Below are 12060 nucleotides of genomic sequence, written 5' to 3' on the forward strand. Positions count from 1 at the left end.
GGAGATCGCAATGACGTTACCGAGTGGGCACCCGAAAAGTAGATTGATCAAGAAATTCACCGCGCTTGGCCCGTACATCCGGGAAGGGCAGTGCGAAGATAATCGGTTTTTTTTCGATTGTCTGGCTGTTTGCGTCAACGTGAAACCCGCACCGGAGAAACGTGAATTCTGGGGCTGGTGGATGGAGCTGGAGGCACAGGAAAAACGCTTTACGTACAGCTACCAGTTTGGTTTGTTTGATAAAGACGGCAACTGGACTGCCGTGCCGATTAAAGAGACTGAAGTGGTAGAGCGGCTGGAATACACCTTGCGTGAGTTCCATGAAAAATTGCGTGGGCTGTTAACGTCGCTGAATCTGGCGCTGGAACCTGCTGACGATTTTAAGGATGAACCGGTTAAATTAACGGCATAATGAACAGTAAAATGCCGGATGGCGGCGCAACCCCATCCGGCATTTTTTATGCTATATCAGAACTGGTAGGTCATACCCACCGCGACGATATCATCGTTGTTGATGGCCAGCTTATTATCGCTATCCAGCTGGTTGATTTTATAATCAACAAATGCCGACATATTTTTGTTGAAATAATATGTTGCACCAACATCGATATAATTCACCAGATCTTCATTGCCTACGCCTTCAATATCTTTGCCTTTCGACAACACATAACCCAGTGACGGACGCAGACCAAAGTCAAATTGATACTGGACAACCGCTTCGAAGTTTTGTGTTTTGTTGGCAAAGCCACCGGAAATAGGTGTCATATTGCGTGTTTCAGAATACATTGTCGCAATATAAATATCGTTGGCATCATATTTTAAGCCCGTGGCCCAGGCTTCCGCTTTATCACCTGTCCCGCGGCTTTGCAGATTTTGCTGATTCGTACGATCGGAATTGGTGTAAGCGCCGCTGATAGCGAAATCGCTGCCGCCAAAGTCGTAGGTCACAGAAGTACCAAAACCATCACCGTTTTGTTTCTTCACATCGCGGTCCTGGTTTTTACCCTGGTATTGCAGGGTGAGATCCAGACCATCTACAACGCCGAAGAAGTCGGTGTTACGGTAAGTCGCCAGGCCGCTGGCGCGCTTGGTCATGAAGTTATCGGTCTGCGCGGAAGAGTCGCCACCGAATTCCGGGAACATATCCGTCCACGCTTCTACGTCGTACAGCGCGCCCAGGTTACGGCCATAATCAAAGGAACCGAGATTTTTTAATTTCAGACCGGCGAAGGCCAGACGCGTTTTTTGCTGGTTTGAATCGCTTTCGGCTTTATTGCCCGCGAACTCTGCTTCCCAACGACCATAACCCGTCAGTTGATCGTTAATTTGCGTTTCGCCTTTAAAACCTAAACGGATATAGCTCTGATCGCCGTCTTTGCTGTCATAATCCGTCATGTAGTGCATGGCTTTTACCTTGCCATACAAATCCAGTTTATTCCCGTTCTTGTTATAGATTTCTGCTGCCTGTACAGATGCCGATGCAACAATACCCATCACCACTAATGCCAGAGTGCTCTTTTTCATTTTCATTCCTGATTTAAAGTACGCGCTTAAATTTTTCTGGGTGTGATCCCCGTTTAAAAACAGGATGGTTTTTATCGTCCGGGAATGAACGTTTTATGACAAAGTAAGAATATTTTTAAAAAAGGATGTTTTTTTATTTTTGTAATAAATGCGTCAAAGTCTGCCGCTACGCTTGCTGATCCTGCGCAATAAAATTTCATGCTTTGTGCGCTGGTTGTTGGCAACCGGGGCCAGTCCTGCTAAAACGTTCGTTTGATATCATTTTCCCCAATTTTGAATGGCAGAGAATCATGAGTGACAGCCAGACGCTGGTGGTAAAACTTGGCACCAGTGTGTTAACAGGCGGATCGCGCCGTCTGAACCGTGCCCACATCGTAGAACTGGTTCGCCAGTGTGCGCAGTTACATGCCGCAGGGCATCGCATTGTTATCGTTACCTCGGGCGCTATTGCCGCCGGACGTGAGCATCTTGGTTATCCAGAACTCCCGGCAACCATTGCTTCTAAACAGTTGTTGGCGGCGGTAGGGCAAAGCCGATTGATTCAACTGTGGGAACAGCTGTTTTCGATTTACGGTATCCATATTGGGCAGATGCTGCTGACGCGTGCGGATATGGAAGACAGAGAGCGTTTCCTTAACGCCCGCGATACGTTGCGCGCGTTGCTGGATAACAACATTGTTCCCGTCATCAATGAGAATGACGCTGTTGCGACCGCGGAAATTAAAGTCGGTGACAATGACAACCTCTCGGCGCTGGCGGCGATTCTGGCCGGGGCCGATAAGCTGCTGCTGCTCACCGATCAGCAGGGGCTGTTTACTGCTGACCCACGTACCAACCCGCAGGCAGAACTGATTAAAGATGTTCACGGCATTGATGATGCGCTGCGTGCCATTGCCGGGGACAGTGTTTCTGGTCTGGGAACGGGCGGCATGGGCACTAAGCTCCAGGCTGCAGACGTTGCCTGCCGCGCCGGCATCGATACCATTATTGCCGCGGGCAGCAAGCCTGGCGTCATTGGCGATGTGATGGAAGGTATTTCCGTCGGCACACGTTTTCATGCCCAGGCCTCTCCGCTGGAGAACCGTAAACGCTGGATTTTTGGTGCTCCACCTGCTGGGGAAATTACCGTCGATGAAGGCGCAACCTCAGCCATTCTGGAGCGCGGTAGTTCATTACTGCCAAAAGGTATTAAAAGCGTGACAGGTAACTTTTCTCGTGGTGAAGTGATTCGTATCTGCAATCTCGAAGGGCGTGATATTGCCCACGGAGTTACCCGCTATAACAGCGACGCGCTACGCCGTATTGCCGGACACCACTCACAACAGATTGACGCGATTCTTGGCTATGAATACGGCCCGGTTGCCGTCCATCGCGATGATATGATCACCCGTTAAGGAGCAGGCATATGCTGGAAAAAATGGGCATTGCTGCCAAAGCAGCGTCATACAAACTGGCGCTACTCTCCAGCCGCGAAAAAAACCGCGTGCTGGAAAAAATTGCTGATGAACTGGAAGCACAAACGGAAAGCATACTCAGTGCGAACAAGCAGGATGTCGATCAGGCACGTGAAAACGGTCTGAGCGAGGCGATGCTTGACCGCCTGGCGTTGACTCCCGCGCGTCTGAAAGCGATCGCTGACGATGTACGCCAGGTCTGTAATCTCGCAGACCCGGTAGGGCAGGTGATGGATGGTGGTCTGCTGGATAGCGGCCTGCGTCTGGAGCGCCGCCGCGTTCCTCTGGGCGTAATTGGCGTGATTTATGAAGCTCGTCCTAACGTGACGGTTGATGTGGCCTCTCTGTGCCTGAAAACAGGCAATGCGGCGATCCTGCGTGGCGGAAAAGAGACTTACCGTACTAATGCGGCGACCGTCGCGGTGATTCAGAAGGCGCTGGAAGCCTGTGGCTTACCGGCAGCGGCCGTACAGTCGATTGATAACCCGGATCGTGCTCTGGTCACTGAAATGCTGCGTATGGATAAGTATATCGATATGCTGATCCCTCGCGGTGGCGCGGGCTTGCACAAGCTATGTCGCGAGCAGTCGACGATCCCGGTAATCACTGGCGGAATTGGTGTCTGTCATATCTATGTTGATGATAGCGCTGAGATAGCACCGGCGCTGAAGATTATTGTTAACGCTAAAACCCAGCGTCCAAGCACCTGTAATACCGTTGAAACGCTGCTGGTGCATCAGAATATCGCTGAACGTTTTCTGCCTGCGCTGAGCAAGCAGATGGCGGAAAGCGGTGTGACGTTACATGCAGACGAGGCGGCGCTGGCATCACTGCAAGCGGGACCTGCCAACGTGGTGGCGGTAAAAGCGCAAGAGTACGATGATGAATTTCTGTCGCTGGATCTGAACGTGAAAATCGTTACCGATCTGGATGATGCCATCGCCCATATCCGTGAGCACGGTACTCAGCATTCCGATGCGATCCTGACGCGAACCCTGCGTAATGCCGATCGTTTCGTTAATGAAGTGGACTCTTCCGCTGTGTATGTTAACGCCTCTACCCGTTTCACCGACGGTGGCCAGTTTGGACTGGGCGCAGAAGTCGCCGTAAGTACGCAAAAATTACACGCGCGTGGCCCGATGGGGCTGGAAGCTCTGACCACATACAAGTGGGTAGGCTTTGGTGACGACACGATTCGTGCGTAATTGAAACCGGGTGATGCAAAAATAGGCGTTTGATTCGCAAGGTTAATGCATCGCCCGGTTAGTTTTACCTTTTACCCCTAACCCGCATTTGTTTTCAGTTCTGCATTTTATTAATCATCCCATCCAGACGGATTTTTATCCATGCTCTCCTCTGTGTCAGAAAGGTAATATTTCACAGAATTTTCTCGCGCAGGCATGAATTTTCCTGACCTGCGGTTCATGTATTGTTTCCATGGTCCGATCTATTAGAATCAGTCTCATTTTTATGAGGAGTTGTTGCGTGAAATCGGATATTCACAAACATAGCATTCCTGTTGTGCCGCTCGGCAACCCGTTTCCCCCCCGCCATTGCTCGCTGTGTCCAAAGGGATCGGCGATTGATCGTGATAATGAATACAGATTAATAGACAAAAGAAGGAAGTTTAAAGCGGGTGACACAATTGCTCGGCAGGATGAAGCTGCGGACATGTTTTTTGTTATTCATGAGGGGTACTGCAAGTCCAGCGTGGAATGTGGCGATAACGTTTTTATCAGTCGCTTTTATGTTCCGGGAGATATTATGGCGCTGGATGCTGTTGAAGGCAGAACGTATTTGACAACTATCAAGGCCGCAACGGCTGCAGAGGTATGCCATATTGATATTGCGCGGTTGTTCAAGGTAGCAGAAAAGGACACTTCAGTTGCTGCGGCAGTAATCAAGTTTCTCTGCAGGGATAATGGATTCATTGTTGATAAAAGGCGGCGTTACGCAAATAAACACGCCGAGGCCAGAATTGCTGCTTTCCTGGTGGAGTTTTACGAGATGCATTTACGGATTGGCAGGCCAGAAACGACGCTTAAGTTGCCATTCTCTCGGGAGGAAATTGCCAGCTATCTCGATCTAAAAATTGAAACTGTCAGCCGCTCATTAAAATCACTCGAACAACAAAATTTGATTACCTTACATCGGGTACGCACAGTAACAATAAATAGTTATCTGGGTTTAAAAGGTTTTAGCTAAATCTCTCTTCGCCGGGCATTATTTATCTCTTGATACACTAGGAATATTCTATTTATGTGGAAAATTCCTAGTTTTATTTTTGTGAAATAATTATCAATTCGAATACTAATCCTACAGGTTATCGTCTTTTTTATAAGAATATTCCCCCTCATCTAAATATTTCATGAGAATTTTCTTGTTGGGTTAAAAATTTAGCATAATTGCAACAAATAATAAGCATTATAGAGAAAGCATGGAGGTGTTAATTATCTTTATGTTTTGTAAGGATTTTGATGGGATTATATTTGTATGATCTTTTTGATATTTATCAAAAATATAAAAAAGATAAATTGTTTGGCATTTCTTAATTTCTCGGATGATAATTCTGAAATTTGGTGTGTTATGAGTAATTATGTCTTAGGAAACTTCTTAGAGAGTTTTTTTGCGGGAAAATTCTTATTTTTTTTGTAATTTTGCGTTTCAGGGTTTGTTGAGATGTTATTTGATTCAACTGATAATTTTTTGGCGCGGCAATTCTGGCTCGCAATTAATGGAACCGCTGGAGTGACTTAATAATAAGACTCGGTGGTGAGTTTGTTCTTAGGAGAAGATAAAAATGAAAAAATTATTATTAGTAACCTCTCTGGCTTCTGTATTTGTTGCGGCAAATGCAATGGCAGATGTTACTGCTTCTGCAACGGCCTCGTGGGACGCGACGGCAACAAAAGATACCACCAGCATGTTGGTTGTCACCCCGCTGAACTCTTTGACTTTCCAGTATGCTGAAGGACTGAATGCTTTCAACTCTCAAGACGGTGCTTTTGATGTGACCATTCAGGGTCAGGAGACGGCAACTGATTTTGAGCTGACAGCTCAGATCATTAGCAACACTCTGACCAACGCCAGTGGTGATGCTTCTACACTGAACGTAGGGGTGGCATGGAATGGCACCGCGCTGACTAATGCATCAGATACTGTCCTGGTAAACTCCAGCTCAACTTCTGGTCTTGAAAGCCTGATGGCTGATGGTGCTTATAACGGCACCGCCCGTGTCAGCGATCAATCCAACTTCAAATTCACCATCGCGTCAGCGACTTCCAATGGTAGTACGCAGGTAACGGATTACTCTGAACTGCCGGACGGTTATTGGACTGGTGATGTAAAAGTACAGTTCAATGCAACCTGGACGACTCCGGCTGCCTAAGCAATAAAAATTCGGGAGAATTTTTTCTCCCGAATTTATCAGGAATGGTGTCATGAAAAAATATTTACCGGCAGCAATGTTGGTAGGGTTAGTAGCATCTTTTCCCGGATGGGCAATTAATGTCGGTGAAATCACATCGATAATGACTTCTGCTGAGAGTTCATTATCGAAAGAAATTACCAATACGACAGACTCGGCACGTTATGTCAGCGTTTCGGTAAAACAATTGTCATCTCCTTTGGCGGGTGGTGTCGAAATAAAACCTGTTAATTCCGGAGAATTACTCTCTACGCCAGCCAATCTAATTCTCCCTGGTCAGGCGAAGGATGTGTTTCGCTTTTTTTATAAAGGGCCAGCAGATGATATTGAGCGTTATTATCGTCTGCAATGGGTAGATGAACCGGTGACCGAGAGCGCGGAAACTCGGGCAAATAAAATGGCTGTTGCAACAGCGTCAGCTGAAATTGGCACTATCCTGGTGGTCGCTCCGCGAAAAGAACATTTTGAATATAGCCGAAATGGCGACGTTATTACCAATACTGGCAATGTTTCGTTTCGCGTGATCGCCTATGGGGCTTGTAAGGATAAGGCTCGTGATCAGGGGCGAGGCTGTCGCGAACGTTATTACATTATGCCTGGTACGAAAATAAAATTACAGTTTACCGACATTAGCAATAGTCGTTCACGCATCGGTATCTGGCACGGTAAGCAGTTTATTACAGTGAAGTGATGGTCAATAGCAGCCATCTGTACGGGATAAATAAAAATACCGGAATGTAAGGATGCATATGACAACAACAAATATTGTCGGCGGTAGCATTTGTTTTTTTCTTGCGCTGACACCAGGATTTTCACATGCAGCCCCAGTAAAAGTGGGCAATTACGTTATTCCCAGCGCTTTCGCCCGTTCACTGGAGCAGGGAATGACGGTGCCGGTATATATTCGTTACAACGAGACTGACGAGAAAAGTCAGCAAAAAATTGCCGATGCGGTGATTTCGCTTGTCGATGGCAATATTACAGTAAAAGCTCTGACTCTCGCTGAATTGCCTAATAATGCGGTGTTATCTGGAAAAACACGCGCGATGGTGGAAAAAATTCGTGATGTGAAATTTCATGATAACACGAATATAGAGCTATCAGATGACGCGCGCCTGCAACTCAATGTCTCTTCATTTCACCTGGAGATGATTGTCAGCAAAGATGCCTTAACTGAAGCGATTGTCGCGCGAAGCAGTCTGCTTGGACCTTCCAGCGTGGACTCTCTCTCTAACGTCCTGAACTATAACTTTGGTTCTTACTACAACGATTATCGTAACGGCAGCAGTACCCGCAGCTATCTGACGATGGACAACACAACATCGCTGCGTGAACACCATATCAACATTAATGGTTCGTTCTACGGCATAGGTGACAGCAATGGTACCAGTAAACTATACCGTGCGATGTATGAGCGCGATTATGAAGGGTATCGACTGGCGCTAGGGATGCTGGACACTTGGAATGTCCAGTCGATTGCCAGCCTGAATGCGCTTAATGGCGGTAAAATTTATGGCGTGAGCTACGGAAACAAAGGAAGTACCGTTGTTGAAAATACCGCGCTTTCGCTCACACCGATCACCGTATTTTTGCCAGCAGCTGGTGAAGTTCATGTATTCCGTGACGGGCGTTTGCTCAGCGTACAGAACTTTAATATGGGCAGCTATGAAATTGATACCAGTCGTTTTCCGTATGGTGTTTATGACGTCACGGTAGATATCGTGGTTAATGGCCGGACAATTAATAGTCGTATTAGCCGGGTTAATAAAATCTTTGCACGTCAACAAGCTGCCGGAATTGATCAGCTCTCATGGCAGATTTTTGGTGGCTCACTGGATTACGACCGTGTGAGCTATAAACGTAACCATTATCGGGATTTGGGCAGTGAGCAGACCTGGATTGCCGGAGGGGCTGCATCGGTGACGCTGGCGATATTGTCGGGATTAGGTCTGAAATCGACGATCTACGGCTTTGACAATAATATGGTCAATGAAACGGACGTCACGCTCAATGTGAATGAATACGTAAGCATTGGCAATCAGACGCTGGTGGCGAACGATTCGTCATGGCGAAACATCAGTAACATCAATCTCAATGTACCTGAGGGATATGGTTCTCTTTGGGCATCTCGTGAAGATAGTAAAATTGGCGATCGTCTGCCCATGCAGGAGCGTGACAATTATTCCATTGGTGGAACTCTTAACCTCGGAAAGTTTATTCCTCATGGAGGCTCGCTTACTGTTAGTCAGACGGAGAATCGTTACTCGGGAAATAAATACCGTAACCTGGACTACAGCACAACCCTTTATTCTGGCAGATATGCCTCGGTTGGGTTACGTGCAGGTATTCAACGCTATTACTACAACAACCGAAATGACGATGGACGTCAGGAACGTTATGTCAGCCTGGATTTATCGTTACCGTTGGCTTCGTGGTTGAGCATGGGGGTCTCCCGGGATCGCTATGGCAGCACCCAGGGTAATCTCAGTGCACGAAAGCAGTATGCTGAAGGCCCCATTAAGTCGGTCGGATTGTCGGCATCAACACGTCTGAGTGGTGAACAGTATTACGATAACAATTACTCTATAAACGGGAATCTGAGTTATGACACGAAATATAACGCAGGCACCGTATCGGTAACGCGTTCCGCAGACAACTCCACCAATATGAACTTCTCTTCTCAAGGTTCCCTGGCGTGGGCAGGTAAAGATTTTGGTCTGAGTAAAGAGAGGCAGCGGTCTGGCGTCATTGTGAAAACAGATTTGACCGGCGAGGGGAAACTGGCTGCGAAGATTAATAACCGTAATTATATTCTCAGCGGCAAATCAAATTTCATTGCACTGCCGCCTTATGCTCGGTACAAGCTGGAGATCCTCAATGATAAAAACTCTGAAGATAGCTTCGATATTGTTTCAGGGCGTAAGCAGGAACTGACGCTATATCCGGGCAACGTGGGTGTTATCAACCCTGAAGTGAAAAGCATGGTCACCGTATTCGGGCGTATTCGTTACCCCAATGGGCAGTTGGCTGCAAATACCGATATCCATAACCACATCGGTAAAACGCGTACGGATGAAAAGGGTGAGTTTGCTATCGATATCGATAAGAAGTATCCGGTCATTACGTTAATTTCAGCCAATGGCAGCATATGCGAAGCCGATCTCGATTTGGAAAAAACACGCGGTGCAGCGTGGGTTGGTGATGTGAAATGTGCAACGCAAACCACGATGGCGCAGAGGTAATAAAATGAAAGTATTAATTAAATTAGCTACTGTAATCTGTGCTGTGGGGAGTTTCGCGCCTGTGCCTGCTTTGGCTTTGAATGCAATCTCTTCCGGCTCAGTCAGTAATAACTATTTGTTTATTGAAAATGCCATTGATAGTGAATACTTTATTACCCCCTCGTTACTCGATCCGCGTTTCAGCGGGTCAAACACGTGGATAAAATACGGTACCTCTCAGGTGAGTCTCGGGTATTTAGGTTTTGTCGGCTGGACTGCGCCTGGAAATTATTATCAGGACATGTGGATTGATAATTCCCCGATTAATGGACCTTTTCGGGGGATCCGTTGTTATAGTGGCACCCAGTGTCCATCAACTGGGTTTATTGCCGGGCAAGGCACTGACAAAAACGGTTTTTATCATGCGCAAGTAGGGTCTGTCGCAGGCGTTATTGGTGGCGCCTACGGATTTGCCTCTCTGACTGATACTGCCTATGAATACTTTCGCAATGTGCCTACCGGTAGCAGCGAAACCTATGTGTTCAACCGCTGTTATACTTCTGTAAATTATGATTATTCTTCCGGGCAACGCTGCAAAGACCAATCCACTGGATTATGGAATTACGTTAATTACACGTTAACCAAACGCGGGCATCTGTCACTTGTTTCGACTAATGCATTTCAAGAACTTTGGGTTGCCAGCGACGGTACCCCGAGCATTACCAAAGACTCCGGTTATTGCGAGCTTGGCGTGGTAGGTAGCACAGACGGCGTGATTTGCAAAATGGTGAGTTTTAACCTGCAACAAACGGCAAACCTAACCACCTACTTAACATTTCGCGCTTATGTTGACACGGCGATGCTTGGTTTTACACCAGGAGCGGCCACAGTGAGATACTCCGGGAATGGTTCAAACTGGTATAACTATAATACTTCAACTGTTTATTCCAACGTTTTCACGACTTCTGGAGAGTACATTTATATTTTTCTGTCGAAAGCATTTCTGAAAAATCTCGTCGATTCAGGAATCAGCATTACTAACAGTCAACCGTTTACCTTCGGTTTTTATAATGGCTTAACACCAGAGTCAGGGCACTACCAGTTTACCCCTTCGCTACAGCTCAATATTGTGCCGAAGGAGTATGGGATCAGTATCATCTCTTCGGATAACACCGCTTCTGCGAGCGGCAGTGGCACGATTGGCGATGCCGCTCCTATTGAAATGGATTACACCGTAACCGTCTCGGGTCCCCGTCAGGCCGATAGCATTACGGCACAAGTTATCGGGGAGAGTACGACGATAAATAGCGTGCCTTACTGCCTGTTTACCTCCACGCAAGGAGGACTGTCCGTCCCAATCCCCGCCTTTCTTCAGTACAACAGTCAATCGGGGGGCGTGGTGCAGAAACGAAATAGCTGTAGTGAAGCGGCAATCAACATGAGTGATGCGCAGTGGCAACAGACGCCCTGGGACGCAAATAACAACGATGACGGAAGTTACTATGCTACTGATTTGAAGTTGCTTTTCCCAATGAATGATTCGCGTTCGATGTTAACCGTTACCGGTACAGACTGGGAAGGTGTCGTCAGTGCCAGTGGTGAGATAAAAGTAACGGCGAATTGGGTGGGAGTGACGCCATGAGCCACTGCCGTCTGGCACTTAGATGGGCATTTATCTTTCTTTCCGGGCTGGCTGCATTCTCCGCACAGGCTGTCTACCTGGAGTCGACTATTTATGAGATGCCATCGGATAAATCGTTTATCAGCAAACGAATCTATAACGATAGCCAGAAACAGAATTTGTATAGTATTGGCGCAGTAAAAATTGATAAACCGGGACCGGGAGGTGAAAACAGAAGTGCCATTGCTGAAGGCGAACTTCTGTTTACACCGCTGAGTTTTTCACTGGCACCGCAGGCGAGCGAGTTTTTTAAGATTTTCTACCGTGGTCCGCAGGATGATAAAGAACGCTATTACCGAATTCTGTTTCGCGAAATGCCGATAACGTTGTTTACCGAGCGTAATCAAGAGAAAGGAGGGCAGGCTCTCCCGGTCATCGCTATGGACACAATATTGGTTGTTCGCCCAAGGGAAATGAATCTGGCTTATACCATTGATGAGGCAAACGGGACACTGAAAAACACCGGGAATACTTTTTTTAAAATCATCATACACCAGGGGTGCAACTCAACCGATGATGAAGCCACCATGCGTTATGTGTTACCGGGGGAAAGCTGGTATAGTAACGAACTGAAATCAAAAAACCGAAAATTTATCGTTGCGCTGCAGAAATACATACCTGTGGGCCAGGGGTGCTTCAAACTCAATCAATAGTAAGCATTGAGTCTGATCTGATATGCCATGATTAGATATTGAACCTATACTGTAACCATCTATATAAAATGTAGTAATCAGCTCAGCACAGATGAGGCTA

The 12060-nt window shown here is 46.9% G+C and carries 10 protein-coding genes; 9 read left to right on the forward strand and 1 reads right to left on the reverse strand.

Annotation, left to right across the window (positions count from 1 at the left end; genetic code table 11):
• Positions 1-10 precede the first annotated feature (10 nt).
• Positions 11-412 (forward strand): sigma factor-binding protein Crl, encoded by a 402-nt coding sequence (gene crl / locus AACS05_RS04270; protein ID WP_045440244.1) that lies wholly within the window; start codon positions 11-13, stop codon positions 410-412.
• Positions 413-468: 56 nt separating this feature from the next.
• On the opposite strand, the gene phoE is transcribed toward crl, so the two are convergent.
• A complete protein-coding gene (gene phoE / locus AACS05_RS04275) occupies positions 469-1524 on the reverse strand; it encodes a phosphoporin PhoE (RefSeq protein WP_045440249.1) in 1056 nt (351 codons plus the stop codon).
• Between the two features lie 290 nt (positions 1525-1814).
• On the opposite strand from phoE, the gene proB reads away from it, so the two are divergent.
• The 8 genes from proB (at position 1815) to AACS05_RS04315 (ending at position 11960) form a co-directional block, all read left to right on the forward strand.
• A complete protein-coding gene (proB, locus tag AACS05_RS04280; RefSeq protein WP_045440251.1) occupies positions 1815-2918 on the forward strand; it encodes a glutamate 5-kinase in 1104 nt (367 codons plus the stop codon).
• 11 nt (positions 2919-2929) lie between these two features.
• Positions 2930-4183: a glutamate-5-semialdehyde dehydrogenase gene (proA, locus tag AACS05_RS04285; protein ID WP_045440254.1), complete on the forward strand. Its 1254-nt coding sequence runs from the start codon at positions 2930-2932 to the stop codon at positions 4181-4183.
• 280 nt (positions 4184-4463) lie between these two features.
• Complete coding sequence (locus tag AACS05_RS04290) at positions 4464-5183, forward strand: Crp/Fnr family transcriptional regulator (protein WP_045440256.1); 720 nt, start codon at positions 4464-4466, stop codon at positions 5181-5183.
• A 595-nt stretch (positions 5184-5778) separates the two neighbouring features.
• Positions 5779-6366 (forward strand): common pilus major fimbrillin subunit EcpA, encoded by a 588-nt coding sequence (ecpA, locus tag AACS05_RS04295; protein WP_045440258.1) that lies wholly within the window; start codon positions 5779-5781, stop codon positions 6364-6366.
• 52 nt (positions 6367-6418) lie between these two features.
• A complete protein-coding gene (locus tag AACS05_RS04300; protein ID WP_045440260.1) occupies positions 6419-7096 on the forward strand; it encodes an EcpB family pilus assembly chaperone in 678 nt (225 codons plus the stop codon).
• A 58-nt stretch (positions 7097-7154) separates the two neighbouring features.
• Positions 7155-9647, forward strand: coding sequence for a CS1-pili formation C-terminal domain-containing protein (locus AACS05_RS04305; protein WP_045449459.1), 2493 nt, complete (start codon positions 7155-7157; stop codon positions 9645-9647).
• Between the two features lie 4 nt (positions 9648-9651).
• Complete coding sequence (locus tag AACS05_RS04310) at positions 9652-11268, forward strand: hypothetical protein (protein WP_045440263.1); 1617 nt, start codon at positions 9652-9654, stop codon at positions 11266-11268.
• The gene (locus tag AACS05_RS04315; RefSeq protein WP_045440265.1) at positions 11265-11960 is read left to right on the forward strand and encodes a fimbria/pilus periplasmic chaperone; all 696 of its coding nucleotides are present in this window, start codon (positions 11265-11267) and stop codon (positions 11958-11960) included. Before AACS05_RS04310 ends, AACS05_RS04315 begins: the two co-directional genes overlap by 4 nt.
• The last annotated feature ends 100 nt before the right edge of the window (positions 11961-12060 follow it).

This window comes from Citrobacter sp. S-77, assembly GCF_963864895.1.
In the GTDB taxonomy this organism is placed as follows: Bacteria; Pseudomonadota; Gammaproteobacteria; order Enterobacterales; family Enterobacteriaceae; genus Citrobacter; species Citrobacter murliniae.

Coding starts and splice junctions, on each gene's coding strand:
- AACS05_RS04305 (WP_045449459.1), top strand. CDS start 7,155: ATGACAACAACAAATATTGTCGGCGGTAGCATTTGTTTTTTTCTTGCG.
- ecpA (WP_045440258.1), top strand. CDS start 5,779: ATGAAAAAATTATTATTAGTAACCTCTCTGGCTTCTGTATTTGTTGCG.
- proB (WP_045440251.1), top strand. CDS start 1,815: ATGAGTGACAGCCAGACGCTGGTGGTAAAACTTGGCACCAGTGTGTTA.
- AACS05_RS04300 (WP_045440260.1), top strand. CDS start 6,419: ATGAAAAAATATTTACCGGCAGCAATGTTGGTAGGGTTAGTAGCATCT.
- AACS05_RS04315 (WP_045440265.1), top strand. CDS start 11,265: ATGAGCCACTGCCGTCTGGCACTTAGATGGGCATTTATCTTTCTTTCC.
- phoE (WP_045440249.1), bottom strand. CDS start 1,524: ATGAAAAAGAGCACTCTGGCATTAGTGGTGATGGGTATTGTTGCATCG.
- proA (WP_045440254.1), top strand. CDS start 2,930: ATGCTGGAAAAAATGGGCATTGCTGCCAAAGCAGCGTCATACAAACTG.
- AACS05_RS04310 (WP_045440263.1), top strand. CDS start 9,652: ATGAAAGTATTAATTAAATTAGCTACTGTAATCTGTGCTGTGGGGAGT.
- crl (WP_045440244.1), top strand. CDS start 11: ATGACGTTACCGAGTGGGCACCCGAAAAGTAGATTGATCAAGAAATTC.